At 68.7% G+C, this 17,726-nt stretch carries 22 protein-coding genes; 9 read left to right on the top strand and 13 right to left on the bottom strand.

The window, feature by feature from the left end; genetic code table 11:
• The first annotated feature begins 6 nt into the window (after positions 1-6).
• Positions 7-708, top strand: a complete 702-nt coding sequence (locus tag AFR_RS23325; RefSeq protein WP_023363414.1) for a VOC family protein — start codon at positions 7-9, stop codon at positions 706-708.
• Here the strand turns inward: AFR_RS23325 and AFR_RS23320 are convergent.
• Genes AFR_RS23320 through AFR_RS23310 form a run of 3 tightly spaced genes read right to left on the bottom strand, consistent with a single transcriptional unit; the run spans position 705 to position 3,557 of the window.
• Complete coding sequence (locus AFR_RS23320) at positions 705-2,426, bottom strand: acyl-CoA dehydrogenase family protein (RefSeq protein ID WP_023363413.1); 1,722 nt, start codon at positions 2,424-2,426, stop codon at positions 705-707. The two genes, AFR_RS23325 and AFR_RS23320, sit on opposite strands and share 4 nt — an antisense overlap.
• A gap of 35 nt (positions 2,427-2,461) precedes the next feature.
• Positions 2,462-3,007: a PadR family transcriptional regulator gene (locus AFR_RS23315; protein WP_023363412.1), complete on the bottom strand. Its 546-nt coding sequence runs from the start codon at positions 3,005-3,007 to the stop codon at positions 2,462-2,464.
• Positions 3,008-3,053: 46 nt separating this feature from the next.
• Entirely contained in the window at positions 3,054-3,557 is a 504-nt protein-coding gene (locus AFR_RS23310; protein ID WP_023363411.1) for a MarR family winged helix-turn-helix transcriptional regulator, read from the bottom strand.
• 114 nt (positions 3,558-3,671) lie between these two features.
• Here AFR_RS23310 and AFR_RS23305 point away from each other — a divergent pair, with 114 nt between their 5' ends.
• Positions 3,672-4,325: an FMN-dependent NADH-azoreductase gene (locus tag AFR_RS23305; protein ID WP_023363410.1), complete on the top strand. Its 654-nt coding sequence runs from the start codon at positions 3,672-3,674 to the stop codon at positions 4,323-4,325.
• A 24-nt stretch (positions 4,326-4,349) separates the two neighbouring features.
• On the opposite strand, the gene AFR_RS46830 is transcribed toward AFR_RS23305, so the two are convergent.
• The 5 genes from AFR_RS46830 to AFR_RS23285 all read right to left on the bottom strand — a co-directional run bounded on the left by AFR_RS46830 (position 4,350) and on the right by AFR_RS23285 (position 7,751).
• The gene (locus AFR_RS46830) at positions 4,350-4,520 is read right to left on the bottom strand and encodes a hypothetical protein (RefSeq protein WP_158510563.1); all 171 of its coding nucleotides are present in this window, start codon (positions 4,518-4,520) and stop codon (positions 4,350-4,352) included.
• Between the two features lie 427 nt (positions 4,521-4,947).
• Positions 4,948-6,087, bottom strand: a complete 1,140-nt coding sequence (locus AFR_RS23300) for an alpha/beta hydrolase family protein (protein ID WP_023363409.1) — start codon at positions 6,085-6,087, stop codon at positions 4,948-4,950.
• Positions 6,088-6,089: 2 nt separating this feature from the next.
• The gene (locus tag AFR_RS23295) at positions 6,090-6,422 is read right to left on the bottom strand and encodes a transcriptional regulator (protein WP_023363408.1); all 333 of its coding nucleotides are present in this window, start codon (positions 6,420-6,422) and stop codon (positions 6,090-6,092) included.
• Positions 6,419-7,093 carry a hypothetical protein gene (locus AFR_RS23290; protein WP_023363407.1) on the bottom strand — a complete coding sequence of 225 codons (675 nt, stop codon included), beginning with the start codon at positions 7,091-7,093 and terminating at the stop codon, positions 6,419-6,421. Before AFR_RS23290 ends, AFR_RS23295 begins: the two co-directional genes overlap by 4 nt.
• Before the next feature lie 43 nt (positions 7,094-7,136).
• Complete coding sequence (locus AFR_RS23285; protein WP_023363406.1) at positions 7,137-7,751, bottom strand: malonic semialdehyde reductase; 615 nt, start codon at positions 7,749-7,751, stop codon at positions 7,137-7,139.
• A gap of 96 nt (positions 7,752-7,847) precedes the next feature.
• On the opposite strand from AFR_RS23285, the gene AFR_RS23280 reads away from it, so the two are divergent.
• Complete coding sequence (locus AFR_RS23280; protein ID WP_023363405.1) at positions 7,848-8,318, top strand: MarR family winged helix-turn-helix transcriptional regulator; 471 nt, start codon at positions 7,848-7,850, stop codon at positions 8,316-8,318.
• Here the strand turns inward: AFR_RS23280 and AFR_RS23275 are convergent.
• Positions 8,304-9,173, bottom strand: coding sequence for an LLM class flavin-dependent oxidoreductase (locus tag AFR_RS23275; protein ID WP_041841068.1), 870 nt, complete (start codon positions 9,171-9,173; stop codon positions 8,304-8,306). The two genes, AFR_RS23280 and AFR_RS23275, sit on opposite strands and share 15 nt — an antisense overlap.
• Entirely contained in the window at positions 9,170-10,027 is an 858-nt protein-coding gene (locus AFR_RS23270) for an alpha/beta hydrolase family protein (RefSeq protein ID WP_052359792.1), read from the bottom strand. Before AFR_RS23270 ends, AFR_RS23275 begins: the two co-directional genes overlap by 4 nt.
• Positions 10,028-10,149: 122 nt before the next feature.
• Between AFR_RS23270 and AFR_RS23265 the strand changes: the two genes are divergently transcribed.
• The 4 genes from AFR_RS23265 to AFR_RS45315 all read left to right on the top strand — a co-directional run bounded on the left by AFR_RS23265 (position 10,150) and on the right by AFR_RS45315 (position 12,788).
• Positions 10,150-10,719, top strand: a complete 570-nt coding sequence (locus AFR_RS23265; protein ID WP_023363402.1) for a TetR/AcrR family transcriptional regulator — start codon at positions 10,150-10,152, stop codon at positions 10,717-10,719.
• Positions 10,720-10,724: 5 nt separating this feature from the next.
• Positions 10,725-11,057, top strand: a complete 333-nt coding sequence (locus tag AFR_RS23260) for a glyoxalase superfamily protein (protein ID WP_023363401.1) — start codon at positions 10,725-10,727, stop codon at positions 11,055-11,057.
• 501 nt (positions 11,058-11,558) lie between these two features.
• On the top strand, positions 11,559-11,819 hold the full coding sequence (locus AFR_RS48715) for a DUF4160 domain-containing protein (protein WP_084298114.1): 261 nt from the start codon (positions 11,559-11,561) through the stop codon (positions 11,817-11,819).
• 12 nt (positions 11,820-11,831) lie between these two features.
• A complete protein-coding gene (locus AFR_RS45315) occupies positions 11,832-12,788 on the top strand; it encodes an MrcB family domain-containing protein (protein ID WP_084298113.1) in 957 nt (318 codons plus the stop codon).
• Between the two features lie 217 nt (positions 12,789-13,005).
• Here AFR_RS45315 and AFR_RS23255 read toward each other — a convergent pair whose 3' ends face one another.
• The 3 genes from AFR_RS23255 to AFR_RS23245 form a co-directional block, all read right to left on the bottom strand.
• Positions 13,006-15,153, bottom strand: coding sequence for an MMPL family transporter (locus tag AFR_RS23255; protein WP_063749544.1), 2,148 nt, complete (start codon positions 15,151-15,153; stop codon positions 13,006-13,008).
• A gap of 86 nt (positions 15,154-15,239) precedes the next feature.
• Complete coding sequence (locus AFR_RS23250; RefSeq protein WP_023363399.1) at positions 15,240-15,581, bottom strand: nuclear transport factor 2 family protein; 342 nt, start codon at positions 15,579-15,581, stop codon at positions 15,240-15,242.
• Positions 15,578-16,276, bottom strand: coding sequence for an alpha/beta fold hydrolase (locus AFR_RS23245; RefSeq protein ID WP_041841067.1), 699 nt, complete (start codon positions 16,274-16,276; stop codon positions 15,578-15,580). Before AFR_RS23245 ends, AFR_RS23250 begins: the two co-directional genes overlap by 4 nt.
• 46 nt (positions 16,277-16,322) lie before the next feature.
• Between AFR_RS23245 and AFR_RS23240 the strand changes: the two genes are divergently transcribed.
• Together AFR_RS23240 and AFR_RS23235 are read left to right on the top strand one after the other, a co-directional pair.
• Complete coding sequence (locus AFR_RS23240) at positions 16,323-16,922, top strand: TetR/AcrR family transcriptional regulator (protein ID WP_023363397.1); 600 nt, start codon at positions 16,323-16,325, stop codon at positions 16,920-16,922.
• A 25-nt stretch (positions 16,923-16,947) separates the two neighbouring features.
• Positions 16,948-17,724 carry an SAM-dependent methyltransferase gene (locus AFR_RS23235; RefSeq protein ID WP_023363396.1) on the top strand — a complete coding sequence of 259 codons (777 nt, stop codon included), beginning with the start codon at positions 16,948-16,950 and terminating at the stop codon, positions 17,722-17,724.
• The last annotated feature ends 2 nt before the right edge of the window (positions 17,725-17,726 follow it).

The raw sequence follows: 17,726 nt of genomic DNA, 5'->3' as shown, positions 1-17,726 counted from the left end.
CCGGGGATGGGCAGCCACCTCTCCGCGATCTGTTTCCTGGCGAACCAGCCGCTGACTCTCGGACGCTTCTGGTCCGGACTTCTGGGGCGCGAGCTGGTCGACGACAACGGTGTGGTGCTGCTGCCCGACGACACCGCAGGCTTCCGGATCCGCTTCGTGGAAACGCCGGAGCGCAAGGGCGGGCAGAACCGCGCGCACTTCGATCTGACCAGTCAGTCCTCGGAGGAGCAGCAGGAGACCGTGGCCCGGGCGCTGGAGCTGGGCGGGCGGCACGTCGACGTCGGCCAGCTCCCGGAGGAGGGCCACGTGGTGCTCGGTGACCCCGAGGGCAACGAGTTCTGCGTGATCGAGCCCGGCAACAATTTCCTCGCCGGCACCGGGGTCATCGGCGCCCTGGCCGGCGACGGCACGCACGCGGTCGGCTGTTTCTGGAGTGAGGCGCTGGGCTGGCCGCTGGTCTGGGACCAGGACGAGGAGACGGCGATCCAGTCACCGCAGGGCGGTTCGAAGATCACCTGGGGTGGCCCGCCGCTGATGCCCCGCCACGGCCGGGACCGGGTCCACTTCGACCTGGCCCCCGACGGTGACCAGGAGACGGAGGCCCCCCGCCTGCTGGCCCTGGGCGCGACGCGACTCGGCACCGCCGAGGACGGCCGCCTGCTCCTGGCCGACCCCGACGGCAACGAGTTCTGCCTGCTGGCTTCCTAGGGCTGCATCTCGTAGGTCCCGCTCAGGGCGACGACCTGCTGCCAGACCCCTTCGGTACGCCCGGAGTCCCACACCGGCCGGCGGATGTGGGCCAGTGCCCACGCGGCCTGCTCGTCGGTGGTGGCCGCCTTGCCACCCAGCTCCGTGGCGTACGCGGAGAAGTCCTGGATCAGGATCGCGAAGATCTCGTCGAGCAGTCCCCGGTCCAGGCCGGTCAGCTCGGACTGTTCCAGGATGAGCTGGCCGTAGACCACGAGGGCGAAGAGCTGGCCGAGTGCGAGCAGGAAGTCCAGATCACTCTGCTGGGCGTCGTCCGGGGCGTGCTCGCGCAGCAGCGTGCACAGCCCGTCGGCCTGCTCGCGGAAGCGCGCCACGTTGGGCAGGTCCGCGTGGGCGTCGTAGGCCGTACGCCAGTCGTGGAACCGGATCGTGCCGAGGCCGCGGGCCGGGCCCTGCCGGAACAGGAACTCGTCGTCGGTGGCGTCGTGGCGTTGCGGGACGGGTGCGTACTCCGCCGGCTCGAAGAGGTAGTTCGGCATGAACTTGAGGATCAGCGCGAGGTTCACGTGGACGGTGCCCTCGAGCTTGGGCAGCCCGCGGATGTCCTTGGCGGCCTTGTCGAAATAGGTGTCCGCCTCGAAACCCTTGGCCGCGATGACGTCCCAGAGCAGGTCGACGACCTTCTCGCCCTCGGTGGTGACCTTCATCTTGGTCATCGGGTTGAAGAGCAGGTAGCGGCGGTCGTCGGGGCCGGCCGACCGGAAGTAGTCCACCGCGCGGTCGCTGAAGAGCTTCATGGCGACGAGCCGGGCGTACGCGTCGGTGAGCTCGCGCCGCACATGGGGGAACGCCGTGACGGGCTTTCCGTAGAGCATCCGCCGGTGAGCGTGCGTGACGGCCTCGTACATCGCGTGCTCGCAGATGCCGATGGCGGCGGTGCAGAGGTTGAACTTGCCGACGTTGACCGTGTTGAGCGCGGCGTCGAACGCGGCGCGGCCGGTGTGCAGGACGTCCCGCTCGCGGACCGGGTAGTCCTCGAGCCGGAACTCGCTGACGAACATCTGGCCGTTCACCACGTTCTTGACCAGGTGGTACGCCGGGTGCCGGCTGTCTGCGGCGAAGAACACGTACCCGTCGGGGCCTTCGACGTCGGCGCGGCGGCCGAACACCGACACGAGCCCGGCGACGTTGCCGTTGCCGATGTAGTACTTGGAACCGTTCGCCCGGAAGCCGCCGTCACCGTCCGGGGTGAGCACCAGGTCGGTCGCGTAGATGTCGGCGCCGTGACCGCGCTCGGACAGCCCGAACGCCATCACGTGCCCGTCGGTGAGCAGCTGCGCGGTGTGGGCCCGGACGGCCTGGTTGGCGCTCTGCCACACCGGGCCCAGACCGAGAACGGTCACCTGCCACGTGTACCAGTAGCCGAGGCCGTAGAAGCCGAGGATCTCGCTGAGCGCGGCGTTGCGGGCGGTGTCCCAGCGTTTCCCGGGATCACCATCGCCGTCGGCCGCCGGGGTGAGGAACGTCGCGAACAGCCCCTCCTTGGCGGCGAAGTCCAGGAAGTCGGCGTACCAGATGCCCTGGTTGTAGGTGTCGACCAGCACCTTCTTGCCGCGGTTCTCGAAGAAGTCCACCGTGGCCCGCAGCAGCCTGCGGCTCTCGGCGTCGAGGTGCGCCGGGTCGTAGGTGCCCGGGTTGAACAGCAGCGGATCCGCCATGACGGCGTCCCCTTTCTCTTCGGAGCGGGTACGGGTCAGCGGTCGAGGCCGCGCAGTGTGTCCAGCACGTCGCCGAGCCAGTCGAGCACCATCCGCTCGTACGCGATGCCGCCGCGCAGAACGGTGTGCTGCAGGCGTTGCTGGGTGTTCTCGACGGCGGGGAAGTCCCGGCGCTCGCCGATCAGGTACCGCTCGAGGGTCGCCTCGTGGGTGGTGCGGTAGCGCTCGACCTCCGCGATCAGCGCCGTGCGCCCGGCGGCGTCGTCGAAGGCAGCCCCGCGGATCTTCACGGCCAGGTCGTGCCGGACGGCCTCCGGCTGCACGGGGTCGCGCAGCCAGCTGATCAGCACGGCCCGTCCGGTCGCGGCGACGGAGTACGACCGTTTGTCGGGGCGCCCGTCCTGACCGATCTCTTCCGGGGTGACCCAGCCGTCGGTCTCCATGCGTTTGAGGACGCGGTAGATCTGCTGGTGTGTCGCGGTCCAGAAGCGGCCGATGGACCGTTCGAAGCGCCGGGCCAGCTCGTATCCGCTTCCGGGCTGCTCCAGCAGGGAGACCAGGATCGCGTGTTCGAGGGCCATGGGAAGCCATCCTGCTATGCAACGAGTTGCATAGCAAGGCGGTGACTCAGGCGGTGGCGGTCAGCTCCGCCGCGGCCGTGCAGGCGTCGATCGGGTGATTGCCGTTGTCGGCGTGCAGCGCGGCCCGTCCGAGCAGTCCGCGCAGTGCCTCGACCTCGGCACCGCTCAGTCCGCCCAGCACGTGCCGTTCGGCGTCCGTGATCCGCTCGCGGAGCCGGGTGTGGGTCTGCTTGCCCTTTGCGGTGAGCAGGACCTGGCGCGACCGGCGGTCCGCGGGGTCGGGGCGGCGCTCGACCAGTCCACTGCGCTCGAGGTCGTCGATCAGATAGGTCATGACCGTGCGGTCGACCGCGAGGAGCTCGGCGATCGCGGCCTGGTTGCGGCAGTGGCCGCCGGCCGCGGCGTTGAGCACCTGATAGCCGCGGGGACCACCGGGCACGTCCGAGACGGCCGCGCCGACCGCGTGCAGGTAGTTGCGCAGCACGGTGGTCAGCGCCCAGCCCAGATCCTGAATGCCCGGGTCTCCGGGCGGGGCAGCTGACTCCGACATGAAGCAGATCTTACAACGGTGCCGTCCATCACCGGAGACGACGATCGCTTGACAAGATAGTCTTCACCAAAGACTATCTGTCACGACGACGATCCGTTCGGCCTAGGAGTTTTTATGAGCACCGTGTTCCGGCTCGACTCGAGCATCCGGGGTGAGGGGTCCGTGACCCGCGCCGTCGCCGACACCCTGGAGTCGGCCCTGGTGGCGGATCTGGACGGCGCCGCCGTCCTCCGCCGCGAGATCGGCCTCACCCCGCTCGACGCGGCGGCCTGGGGGCTCAGCGCCTTTGCGGGGTACGTCCCCGAGGACCAGCGTTCCCCCGAGCAGGTCAAGGCGATGGCCCTCGCCACCGAGCTCGCCGACGAGCTGGTCGCCGCCGAGGCCTACGTCTTCGCGGTCCCGTTCTACAACTTCGGCGTCTCCCAGCACGTGAAGGCGTGGGTCGACCTGCTCATGACCGAGCCCCGCTTCGCGCCGGGCACGCAGTCGATCGCCGGCCGCCCGGCGTTCCTGGTGATCGCCCGGGGTGGTGGTTACGGCGCGGGCACACCCCGCGAGGGCTGGGACCACGCGACGGCCTGGCTGACGCGCGTCTTCTCCGACATCTGGGGTCTCGACCTGCAGATCATCGAGAGCGAGCTGACCCTGGCCGACGTCAACCCGGCGATGGCCGAGCTGCGTGAGCTGGCCGCGACCAACCTCGAGGAGGCCCACAACGCGGCCCACAAGCACGGCAAGCGCCTCGCCGTCGTGCTCAGCGCCGCCTGATCACCGCCCGGCGGATGCGCCCGGTCAGTTCTCCGCCCCCAGACGCATCCGCCGGTTCGTCACCCTGTCCACCGCGTACGCGACGACGAGCGCCGCCGCGACCAGCAGCCACACGCCGGTCCGGGTGCGGCCGGCGATCCCGGCGCTGAACGCGTCCAGACCGAGCGCCGGGGTGCAACACTCCCGCCTGGTCACCCGCGGTGAAGGCCAGCACGCCATTGACATCGCCGCGGGCCTCGTCGCCTGCGATTCTCAGCGCTTCGGCCGAGAAGCCGTCGCCCGTAGCGAGGCCGTGAACACCCCCGTCGTCACGGCGACGACCAGGAACGCGACCGGGCCGACGTTCACCAACGCCCGGCGTTCGGCCCGTGCCGGAGCGAGGAACGGCACGACACCCCGGGCCCTCGCGCTGATCAGGCCGACCTGCAGTAACGGCCACGGCAGCAGGCGTACCGAAAGAAGGGCCGGTCATGGTCGCCGGGCGTTGTGACTAGGAAGGTGAACGATGACTTCGCTGCGAAGGCCCAACTTCACCGAAGTTGGGCCCGGGCGGGTCGACGCCGCGCTCGAGCGGCACGCGATCTCCGCTGTGTGATTCCCGACCGCTCAGCCGGCTTTCGGGTCAGGGGATGAAGTGGACCTCGGGGAAGGCGGGGCTCGGGCCGTCGAGGAGGTGGCCTCGGTGGCGGAGGTGCAGGTCGAAGAACGCGAGGGGGTACGCCTGCTGGATGCGTACCGCGCGGGACGGTTTGAGGGTGCCGACCCAGCCGGCGAGTTCTTCGTCGCTGAGGTCGGTGAGCTCGGCGAGTTGCGGGATCAGCCACTGCTGGTCGTTGTAGGAGCCGTGGGCGGCGCCGCAGGCCTGGAGGTTGAGGCGCCAGCCGCGCAGGAGGGACCAGAAACGGGCGACGCTCTCTTCGGTGGCGCGGGGGAATTCCGCGCTCATCACCAGGAACGGGCGGTCGATGCCGGTGACCGGGGGCTGGGACTGCATCTCGCCGTCGAAGCCGATGCCGGCGCGGACGCGGCGGTCGACGTTCATGACCAGGGCGGTGGAGGTGGCGCCTTTCGACCAGCCGAACATGCCGATGCGGCGCAGGTCGAGGGCCGCGCCCAGGCCGGCCGGCAGCGGGCGGTGCTCGGCGTCGGGGTTTCGGCCGGCGGCGAGGTCCTCGAGGCGGTCGAGGACGAAGGTCATGTCGCGGGCGTAGTCCCACGGGGTGAAGGAGTTCTCGGTGGGCACGGTGACGCGGCCGTCGGGGAATTCGCTGAACCCGTCGTCGGTGTGGTCCACCGTGACCACGACGTAGCCGTGGCTGGTGAGTTCCTGGACCACGATGGTCGTCTCGGCGCGGCAGGAGCCGTTGCCGTGGGAGTACAGCACGACGGGGAAGCGGTCGCGGCTGCGGAGGACGGGGGCGCCGACGCGGCCGGCCGTGAGCGGGGCCGCGGCGTCGGTGGCCATGCCGATGGCTGCGACCAGGGCGTGCCAGGACGCGTCGGGCATCCACGGGGCGACCGGATGGCGCCGGGTGTCGCGGGCGGCGGGATACCAGATGCTTGCCATCAGCTCGCGCCGGCGGGACCGGTCGACCAGGTGCAGCGCCACCGTGCCCACGCGGTAGGGGCCGGTGGGCTTGGGCAGCGTGATGCGTGCCTGTCCGGGTGCGGCCGCTGCCCCGCGAGCGACGCCGAGAGGTACGGCGGCTCCGGTGGCGAGGGCGGCGGTGAGCAGGTGGCGGCGGGAGAGTGCGGTGGTCATCGTTACTCCTGGGTGCCGGTGGTCTCGACCCGTGCGATGAGCTGTTTGAGCCTGCCGATCTCCTCGGCGAGCGCCTTGTCGCCGGCGGAGGTCAGGGTGATCCAGGTGCGGCCCCGTTTGCCCTCGTATCCCTTCTCGACGTCGACGAGGCCCGCTGTCTCCAAGACGGTGAGATGCTGCGAGAGGTTGCCCGCGGTCAGCTGCAGCTGGGTGCGCAGGTATCCGAACTCGACCCGGCGCGCCTCGTGGGTGATCGTCAGGATGCCCAGCCGGACACGCTGGTGGACGACGTCGTCGAGGCCGGTGACCGGGTGCGCCGGGTCCTCGGTGGTCATCGCTGGCGCCGGCGGGCCAGCGCGAAGCCTGCCGCGCCCAGCAGGAGCGCGACGGCCGCGATCAGCTGCGGAATGGCGAAGCCGGCCCGGATGCCGCCCGAGGACAGGCCGTCGTTCATGGGCAGCACCAGCACCACGAGCACCAGGTACGCGAGGGTGAACACCAGCAGCGCCACGTTGCGTTCGAGGCGGGCCAGCACCAGCAGGGCGACGCCGATCGTGCCCCAGGGGGCGATCAGCCGGTCGATCAGCAGCACCCACTGCGAGAACTCGATCGGGTGGTCGGGGAAATACACCGCCGCGGCGATCCAGGCCGCGGTGAAGACCACGGTGGTGGCGGCACCGGTGATCGCGTACGGCAGCACCCGGGCACCGACTCCCCGGGCCCGGGTGGTCCGCACGTACGCGACGGCGATCGCGCCGTAGGCCAGTAGCAGTGCCGGTGGCCAGTAATAGAGCACACCCCGGCGGGCGAAGATGCAGCTGCCGTCGGGGGCGCAGTCCAGCTTGATGCCGAACCAGTCGAACGGGATGCCCACCAGGGTCACCACGCCGAGCACGAGCAGCGCGACCCAGGTCAGACGCTGGTCGAGGCGCACCCGGTGCGCCAGGGACTGCACGTCGGAGAGCAGGCGGCGTGGGTCGTCACCGCGTACCGAATCGGTTGTCATGCCAATAGGTTTCCATAACAAACCGATTGGCGCTAGTGCTCTCTCAGATCCATTGCACGACGTCGTCGTGGGGGAGGCGGGGCAGCCGGCCGAGCCAGGGGTCCTTGCCGGGGTGGCCGATGTTGACGACCAGGATCGAGCGGTGGCGCCCGTCGGGGAAGAACTCGGCGTCGACGCCGGCGGCGTCGAATCCGCTCATCGGCCCGGCGGCCAGACCGTGGGCCCGCACGGCGAGGATGAAGTAGCCCGCCTGCAGGGTGGCGTTGAACGTGGCGGTCGAGGTCCGCATCGTGTCGTTCCCGGCGAACACGTCTTTCAGCTCCGGCCGGAACGGCAGCACCGTCGGGATGTGCGTGTGGAACTCGGTGTCCTGGGCGAGAACCGCCACCGCCGGCGCGGATGCCGTCTTGGCGCGGTTCCCCTCGTTCATGTGCTTGACGAGCCGGTCACGGCCCGGGCCGGGACGGACAAAAAGCACGCGCAACGGCTGGGAATTGGCGGACGTCGGCGCCCACTTGGCCAGCTCCCAGATGTCCGACAGCTCGGCGTCGGTGACCGGGGTGTCGGCGAAGGTGTTCGCGGTGCGCGCGCCGGTGAACAGCAGATGCTGCGCCTTGGCGTCCAGGCGGTCGAGAGTCGGCTCGCTGCGGGTGTCCATGGTGATCCCTTTCGGGTCGGCCCGGTTGGTTAACGTGTTAACCAGACCGTAGGCGGCGGCTGGTTCACATGTCAACCAAGCGGTAGAGTGACGCCCATGACCGAGGCGAGGTGGCTGGACGAGGGTGAGCAGCGGGCCTGGCGCAGCCTGATGGTGTTGCAGGAGGAGCTGATGGAGTTCCTCGATCGGCAGCTGCGGACCAGGTGCGGGCTCTCCAGCGCCGACTACCGGGTGCTGGCCCATCTCTCCGAGACACCCGGCGGCCGGCTGCGGTCGTACGAGCTCGGGGGTCTGCTGGGCTGGGAGAAGAGCCGCCTGTCGCAGCACCTGGGCCGGATGGAGAAACGCGGGCTGGTGACCCGCGAACGGTGCGAGACCGATCAGCGTGGCGCGTTCGCCGCCATCACGCCGCAGGGCGCCGACCTGATCAGGGCCGCCGCCCCGCAGCACGTGGTGGACGTCCGCGCCGCCTTCATCGACCAGCTCACACCGGCCGAACTGCAGACCCTCACCGTGATCGGCGACAAGGTGCGCGCCCGGCTGGGCGACCTGTCAGCGCCGGAGTGACGGGGTGATGAGTTCGTCGGTCACCCAGCGGGCGACACTTGCCGGGTAGGGCGAAGGGAGCCCAAGAACCACGTGGGTGAAGCCTGCGTCGAGGGCCAGGCCGATTTCGGTACGCGTGGAGCCGGGCTCGTCGTACGACACCTGCAGGTGGATCGAGCGGGTGATCGTGGCCGGGTCGCGGCCGATCTCCGCGCAGTAGCGGTCCAGCAGGGCGCTGCGGCTGGCGGCGTCGGTGAGATCACCGCCGGGGATGTTCCACAGGTCGGCGTGCTCGGCGACGATGCGCAGAACCTTCGACGACCGGCCGCCGATGAGGATCGGCGGGTGCGGGCGCTGCACCGGCTTGGGATTGCCGAACGCACCCGTGAGCTGGACGTACGTGCCCGGGAAGTCGAACGGCTCGGCCTCGGTCCACAGTCGCCGGATCACCGTGCAGGCCTCGGCGAGGCTTCCCACCGCGTGATCGGCGTCGTGGAAGGGCAGGCCGTGGGCGGCGTATTCGCGCCGGGCCAGGGGATGGCCGGGGCGCGAGCCCGCGCCGATCCCGAAGTCGAGACGCCCACCGGAGACGATGTCGACCGTGGTGGCGATCTTGGCGAGCAGTGCCGGCGGCCGGAAACGATTGCTGGTCACCATCACGCCGAGACGTATCCGGCTGGTCTGCGCGGCAAGGGCCGGGAGCAGCGTCCAGCCCTCCAGCGCCGGTCCGGCGGGGTCGCCGCCGATCGGCATGAGGTGATCGAAGAGCCAGGCGTGCTCGATCTCCGGGATCGTGTCCGCCTCGCGCCACACCCGCAAAATGTCCTCGTACGCGACCTGCATCGGCGCGGTCATGATGCCGAAGCTGGGCCTCATTTCGACTCGATGCGGCCCAGGCCGCCGGCGCTCAGGCCGGTGTCTTCCTTGTCGAGGACACCCCGCAGGTACGCCGTGGTCAGCTGCTGGATCAGCGCGACACGCTCGGGGCTCTCGTCCGTGGTCTCCGTGACCGCGTACCCGGAGATGCCACCGAGCGAGTGCTCCGCCCCGAACAGCGTCAGCAGGCTCTTGGGGCCGGGGCTGAGGAAGTACGGGTCGGTGAACCAGTCGGGGCCGCGTACCGAAAGGGCTGACTTGTCCTGATCGCCCGCGACGACCAGGGCCGGGGTGGTCATGGCCGTGAAGTCCGGGCTCATGAACGGGAAGTGCTCGGCGGCGAACGGGCTCAGGTCCGCGCCGCCGGTGCCCGTGGTGGCGAGCAGCACGCCGGCCTTGATGCGCGGGTCGGACATGTCCTCGCCCGGCACGCCGTCGGCGTCGAGGACCCGCGCGCCCAGCAGGGTGCTAGCCGTCTGGCCGCCCCAGGAGTGCCCGGCAACGGCGGTGCGGTCTCGGTCGACGCGGCCGGCAAGACCGGGGACGGCTGCCTCGAGCACGTCCAGGTGGTCGAGGACGTTCGTGAGGTCGTCGACGCGGATACGCCAGATCCGGGCGTACCGGGGATCCTCGGGTGTGACCTTGAGGGTCCGGGAATCGAGGTGGGTGGGCTGCAGGACCACGAAGCCGTGGGCGGCCCAGAAGCCGGCCAGCGGGGCGTAGCTGTCCATCGACTGCCCGAAGCCGTGTGAGAAGACGATGATCGGCAGGTTGTCGCCGGTGGCGGGGGCGGACACCCGCACCTGCAGGTCCTCGCCGCGGCCGGAGGACGGCGGCAGGATCACGGGGCTCATGCTGAGGACACTGGGCACGACTGATCTCCTTGGTTATGCTGAGCAAGCGGAGCGTTGTTCCGCTACTGACCATACGGAACAACGTTCCGTTTGCCAAAGAGTGTGACGGAGGTTGCAAAACGGTGGTCGACGACGGTGGAGCGCCGCGCAAACGGGCCGACGCCCGGCGCAACGAGAAAACTCTCCTGGACGCGGCGGCAGCAGCCTTCGTGGCATCCGGCGTCGACGTGCCCGTCCGCGACATCGCCGCCCAGGCCGGCGTCGGCGTCGGCACGATCTACCGCCACTTCCCGACCCGCGCAGACCTGATCGTCGCGGTGTACCGCCACCAGGTCGAAGCCTGCGCCGAGGCGGGCCCGGTGCTGCTGGCGAACAACGACTCGCCGCACACCGCGCTGACACAGTGGATCAACTTGTTCGTCGACTTCCTGGTCACCAAACGCGGGCTGGCAGGGGCGTTCCAGTCCGACGATGCTTCGTACCACGCGCTGCACGCGTACTTCCTTGATCGGTTGGTCCCGGTTTGCGCCGAGCTGCTCGAGGCCGCTGAGGCGGCGGGGGAGATCAAGCCGGGGATGGAGGCACTGATGCTGATGTGGGGCATCGGCAACCTGTGCATCGGCGCGGACAACCCGCGCTACGACGCCCGCGGCATGGTCAGCCTCGTGACCGCCGGCCTGCGCCTACCGTGACGCGTATGGACGAGAAGATCACGCCTATCCTTCGTGCGGAAAACGCCGAAGTGTCGGCGGCCTGGTACGCCCGGCTCGGTTTCGCCAGGCAGTGGGAGCACCGCTTCGAGCCCGGCTTTCCCTTATTCCTGTGCATCTCGCGCGGGCCGATACAGATCTTCCTGTCCGAGCATCGCGGTGATGCCCGGCCCGGGACCCTCCTGTATCTGCACCTCGAGGATGTCGAGGTGGTGGCGGCGGAGTTCGATGTCGCCGTCGAGGACGCTCCGTGGGGTCGTGAGGTCCACTTGCGAGACCCGGACGGCAATCGCCTACGTATCGGCAGCGCTCAACAGTGACTCTGGCGGCGTTCTGCCGCACGCCGGCGAGCCGTACCGCGATGAGAGGTTTCCACCGCCCGCCGTCGCGAATGAAGTGTGGCGAAACGGCTGATAAGAGTGATACCTCGAGTTCGCCAGCGTAAATGTCCTGGTGCCCGTCGGTCACGAGACCGGCCTGGCGCCGTGCGAGATCCCACATTGGACGCGTCGGAAAGAGCGTCATCGATGCCTCGCGCCCTCACTGATGGCAACCCGATCGTGTTGGCTCCAGCGACGCTGGCTTCAGCCCCGGCCGGTTGGAACTCCTAACCTCCCGTCGGGGCGACGTCCATCACGCGGCGTGATGTCGATCCGGCGGCTCCGTCACTTGAACGCATTCTCATGCCGAGAAGAGTACGCCTGAGCCGGCCGCAGGTCTTCAAAAGATCTGACGGATGAAATCGCTGAATTATCTCACCGCAGAAAAGTCGAGCAGCCAAATTCTCGAATCTCGGCGACGATAGCTTAAGTATCTCTAATATGTCCACCATGCCAAGGCTTGGCTTTGTGGATGGGTCTCCACGCTTCGAGGCGTACATGTACTCAGAGGATCATATGCCGCCGCATTTTCACGCAATCAGAGCGGAAGGGAATGCGGGAATAAAGATTAGTAGCGGCGATCGAATGAAGTTCAAGGGTTTGGAGCCGAGCTCCAAATGCTATAAGCGAATAGAGGGATGGAGGCGCAAAAATATTTCTCTACTCCGCAAGGAGTGGGGCAATGTAATAACTAATTCCTAAGTTAGGACTTCTATGCCGCGTCTTTCTGAAGTGCGGGTCACTGATGCCCGCAGCGGACTTCTACTTCTGACCTCTGACCGCGGCGAGAAGTTTGAGGTTTCATTGTTGAGGTTATTTGGGGCTGAGGTTTTTGCCGAGAGATTCGAGGGGCAACTGGGTGGCGTCGCCACCCTCTCGGAGGCGGGATTTGGGATCGTTCTTCCGAACGGAGTTGAGCTCCCTGAGGACATTCTCATCCCCGACTCCGACGATGGGTCAACTGTTGGTGAGGCAGTCAGGCTGGCGAGGAGAAGCCCGCTCGCCTCATCTATCGGAAGGCGCCTGGAGCACATCATGGCAACCTACGCGATGGAACGTAGAGAAAAATTTTTAGGAAACCCGCTAGCTTCCTATATCCGAACCGGAATGTCGGGAGTTCTAGAAAGTGCGTTTCCCGGATATGTAGTCGTTGGTAGCGCGGGATCTTCGGGCTGGGCCGAAACTCCTTGGATCCGTCTTTGGCCAAAGGCGGCAACGGGTCCGATAACCTTCCCTGTCGTTTTCTTTTTTCGCAAAGACGGCGCGACGGTATTCTTATCTCTGACTAGAAACGCCGTCGCGGTGTCTCGTGGGCTCTATGCTCAAAAAAAGATCGACATTGGTAGAAAAGGCGATTCAGGGAAGCTCCCGTCGACTGCCGAAATTAGACGGCAAGCCGGGCTATCTAGGAGAAAACTAGTTGAACATCCTGTCGCTGAAAAATACGACAGAGGGATGTTGGATTTAGATGCTAAAGGCAGGCTTTCTCGATCATATGAAGCCGCGAATTTGTATTCGACTGAATATTGGTTCGGCGACATGCCGGATGATTCGGAAATAGTGGATGACTTGCGTGTCTTGCTCAATGCGCAACAGCTACTTATCTCGGCTGGGGCGAAGCAGGTGAGGCGGGGCCGGACGTTGAAGAGCCAACGCAGAGTCATGTACTAATCTGCCGCAGAGAACGCGCGCTGCGTCCCGCCGCCGCCCGCGCCCAGTGCGCTGGGCGGTACGCACGTAGTCACCCTTGATAACGCAACAACCTCGCTCGCAGCGACGTCGCGGTGGAGCGGGAGGTTAAAACGGCAAGCTGATTCGCCATGATCGGGATCGCTCCTCGTCGCCTTGTACTCGGCATGCCCTGCGCCTGCACCGACAGGATCCGGCCTCATGACGGCGGGCTTACGCCGTTGGGCGCTTTCGGGGCGGCGGTCGACCGCGAACGTGGGGAGGGTTCCGGCGGGAGGCGCAGTAGGACGGCGAGCGGCCGCGGTAGCGACCAGTTGAGCCGGCCGAGCAGCACCACCAGGGCGGGGGCCAGGAGCGCGCGCACGATCAGGGCGTCGATGGCGATTCCCAGTGCCAGTGCCGTGGCGAGGATCTTCACCTCGACGGCCGGCACGGTGGACAGGGCGACGAAGGCCAGGAAGAGGATCAGCGCCGCGGAGGTCACCAGCCGGCCGGTACGGGCGATGCCGTCGATCACCGCCCGCGGCGTGGAGCCGTGCTCGTCGTAGGCCTCGCGCATCCGGGACAGGATGAAGACCTCGTAGTCCATCGACAGGCCGAAGAGGAACGCGAAGACGGCGATCGGCACCCAGATGGTGATGGCGCCGCTGGCGGGCGTGCCGAAGATCAGGTCGCTGCCGGCGCCGTCCTGCCAGATCAGGACCGTGATGCCGTACGCCGCGGCGATCGAGACCACGTTGAGCAGCAGCGCCTTGATCGGTAGCCAGAGTGAGCGCAGGGCCCGGGCCAGCAGCAGGAACGTCACCAGGACGATGCCGAGCACGACGAACGGGGCGTCGCTGTAGACCGCGGTGACGAAGTCGGCGTCCTCGGCCGGGTGCCCGCCGACCTGAGCACCCGGGATGGTCGCTGCGGCGTCGCGTACCGCCCGCACGGCTGTCCGGCTGGTCGCCGTCGCGGGGTCCTCGCTGGTCCAGACCTGGATGAGTTGCCCGGCGGGGGTGGTCCAGCCGGCGGACGCCGGGGCGACCGCGGCGGCGACACCGGGCAGGGCGGCGAAACGCGCCACCGCGCCCGGCGCCTCGGCGGGTGGCAGGAGCACCTCGGTCGGGCGCAGCACTCCCGGGCTGATCCCGGAGGCCGTGAGCTGTGCCGTGGCGACACCGGCCGGGGTGCTCGCGTCGTACGCGTCCAGCCGTGGTGAGCCGAGCCGAAGGCCCAGCAGGGGTGCCGCGAGTCCCAGCAGGAGCAGGGTGCTCGCCAGGGCGACGAGCGCGGGGCGGCGTACCGCGACGGTGGCGATCCGCCGCCAGGCTCGGCTGCTCGGATCGGTGATCCGGCGGCGAGGCCACTGAAGGCGTTCACCGGCGGTGGCCAGCACGACCGGTACGAGGGTGGTGGCGGTGGCGACGCTGAGCAACGGGATCAGCAGGCCACCCAGGCCGATGCTGCGCAGGAACGGCAGTGGCACCAGCACCAGGGCGGCGAGTGAGACGGCGACCGTGACACCGCTGAACACCACCGACCGCCCGGCGGTGGCCATGGCGGCCACGACTGCGGCCGTGCCGTCCAGGCCGCCGGCCCGCTCTTCGCGCCATCGCATGACGATGAGCAACGAGTAGTCGATGGCGACACCGAGCCCGATCAACGCCACCAGGTACTGGACCACGAACGACACGTCGGTGAGCGCGGTCAGGCCCAGCAGGCAGAGAAAGGTGGCGAGGATCGACACCACGGCGACGAGCAACGGTACGGCGGCCAGCAGCGAGCCGAACACCGCGGCGAGCACGATGAGCGCACCCAGCCCGCCCAGGACGACCTCGACGAGCACCCCGCGCCGCCCGCCGCTCGAGGTCTCCTCCAGCACCGTGGTGCCGGTGACGGTGAGCGGGCGCCCGCCGACGTCGGTCCGGGCGGCGGCGGCTTCGAGCGCAGGTAGGGCTGCGGCGTACGGCTCCGGTCCCGGCAGGACGCGGGGGTAGACCAGGGCGACCAGGACGCTGCCGTCCGGGGATGCCAGCTCGCCGGCGGCGGCCGGCGTGACCACCCGGCTGCCCGGGGCTGCGGCGGTGACCCGGGCCACCTGGGTCTCGAACGCTGCGCGCGCGGGCGGCCCGGCCTGGCGCGGGCGGGCGACGAGGACCAGCGGGTCGACCGCTCCGCCGCCGCCGGTTGCCGTGGTGATGCGCTGGTTGGCCTCGTAGGCGGGCTGGCCGGGCAGGGCGAACTCGTACCGCAGTGCCTCAACGGTGCGCGGGGCGAGGACGCCGCCGGCCGTGGCGACGAGGACCCAGGCGGCGACCACCAGGGCCCGATGGCGCAACATCCAGGTGGTCCAGCGTCGCATGATCCCGCCCGACTAGAAGGGGCTCCACGGTCTGTCAGGAACTTTATCGGCGAGGCTGGTGCAGGTGGACGACGAACAGCCGGCGTTCATGTCTTGATGTCCAGCCTGGCGGCGAGGCCGTCCCGGATCTCGAAGACGTGCAGGAAGCGGCCCGTCGACACCGGCGAGCCGTCCGGTCTGCGTACCGTCTGGTTGATCCGCACCGCGATCCGGCCGTCACCCAGATCGACGGGATCGCCCGGCTCGTCGTGAGTGCGGGTGCTGATCCATTGACGCTGCCAATAGTTGCGCAGGGCGTCCTTGCCCCGCAGCCGGGCCGGGCCGTCCGGCCAGTCGACGTCGTCGGTCAGGAGCGTGAGCAGCTCTTCGGCGTTCTGGTTGTTGTAGGCGGCGTACATGCGCCGGACCAGATCCGCCGTTCCGGTCATGACAGGCCGGCCAGGAGGTCCGCGATGGTTTCCGGCTGGGACAGGAACGGGTGGTGGCCCGCCGCCACCTCGACGACCTTGTCGGCGCGGCGGGCGAATTCGCGCTGGGCCGCTGCCGGGGTGCCGCGGTCCTCGGTGCACACCACGTACGTCGTGGGCAGGTCGTGCCAGGCGACCGCCTGCACGGGCTGCTGGGTGACGGTGATCGTCTGGCGGGTCAGGCGGGCGGTGCCTTCCTGGATGATCTCCGGCGGGCAGTCCTGCACGAACGTCTCGGCGAACAGCTCCGGCACGGCGCCGAACGTGCCGCCCTCGGGGTCGAAGTCCAGGAACTGCGGTGGCTCCGGGGCGCCGAACGTCGACAGCGACTCGCCCGGCTCGGGCAGGTAGCTCGACACGAACACCAGGTGGCGCACCGGCTCGACGCCGACGGCTGCCTCGGCGGCCACGATGCCGCCGTAACTGTGGCCGACGATCACGGTGGGCTCGTCGCTCGAGGCCAGGACTGCGCGCACCGCGGCGACGTCCTCGCTCAGTCCTGCACCCTGTAGCCCAGCCGGCCGGTCACCCTCGCCGCAGCTCGGCAGGGCCGGGGCGACGCTGCTAACGCCGCGCCTCTCCAGCGCTTCGGCGGTCAGGTGCCACCACCAGGCTCCGTCTCGTACGCATGCTCCGTGCACAAACACAACTCTCATGGTGGCAACGGTAGACGTATCGCCAGTTACGTGAAAAAGTGCGGAGGTGGGACGGCACAAACAACCCGAGATCCGCGATCGCATCCTCGACGCCTGTGTCGATCACGCGCTCGCGCACGGGCTGCCCGATCGGCTCGAACCGTTCGTGGCGGCCTCGGGGACCTCGATGCGGATGCTGATCTACCACTTCGGGACCAGGGACGCGTTGCTGACGGAGACGCTGCGCCGGGCGCGACGGCGGCAGCGCGACTTCTACGGCGAGCTGATGTCACCCCGAGCGGACGAGCCCTACCTGCGCACTCTGCGCCGGATGTGGCAGGCCATGACCGGTCCGGAGGGTCGCCCGTTCCTCCGGATGTTCGGCTGGCTCCGGGAGAGCACCGAGCAGCAGTTGTGGCCCGGCTTCCGCCGCGAGGCCACCACGGACTGGTTGCAGCCGCTGGAGGACGGCATGCGTACGGTCGGTCACCCTGAGCTGGCCACCCTGGTGCTGGCGGTCATCCGCGGTCTCATCCTCGACCTCGAGGCCACGGACGACGTGACGCGAGCCGACCAGGCCTTCGACGACTTCCTGACCGCCCTCGCCCTCCTGACGGACCCGGCGTTGTCCAAGCAGGACGGGTCAGTGCCTATGATCGCTGTCTGACAACCGCCTCATCGAAGGGGTTCCGATGACCGATCCCAGCATCGACACGAGCCGGCCGAGCAGTGCGCGGGTGTGGAACTACCTGCTGGGCGGTAAGGACAACTTCGCCGTCGACAGGGAGCTGGGCGAGGCGCTGCGCAAGGCGAACCCGGCGATCGCGTCGGTCGCCCAGGCCCAGCGGCGGTTCCTCATCCAGGCGGTCACGCTCTTCGCCGGTGAGGCCGGCATCCGGCAGTTCCTGGACATCGGTACGGGTCTCCCGACGGCCGACAACACTCACGAGGTCGCACAGCGGGTGGCTCCCGAGTCGCGGATCGTCTACGTCGACAACGACCCGCTCGTGCTGGTGCACGCCCGCGCCCTGCTGACCAGTTCCCCCGAGGGAGAGACGGCGTACATCGACTCCGCCGTGGAGAACCCGGAGCGGATCCTCAGCGAGGCGGCCCGGACGCTCGACTTCAGCAAACCCGTCGCGCTGACCATGATCGGCATCCTGGGTAACGTCGCCGACTACGCGCAGGCCCGCTCGATCGTCAAGCAGCTGCTGGACGCCGTGCCGTCGGGCAGCTACCTCGCGGTGAGTGACGGCACGAGCACCAGTGCGCAGAGCGTGGAGAGCCAGCGGGTCGCCAAGCAGAGCGGCCACCCCTACAACCTGCGTACGCCCGAGGAGATCACCGGCTACTTCGAGGGGCTGGAGATTCTCGAGCCCGGTGTGGTGTCGACCTCGCAGTGGCGCCCGCAGCAGGGAGCACCCACGGAATCCCTCGACGTCTACTGTGCGGTAGGCCGCAAACCCTGATC

It is taken from the genome of Amorphoplanes friuliensis DSM 7358, assembly GCF_000494755.1.
GTDB classification, from domain to species: domain Bacteria; phylum Actinomycetota; class Actinomycetes; order Mycobacteriales; family Micromonosporaceae; genus Actinoplanes; species Actinoplanes friuliensis.
The sequence above is the reverse complement of the archived record's forward strand: the minus strand, read 5'-3'. Positions and strand labels throughout refer to the sequence as shown.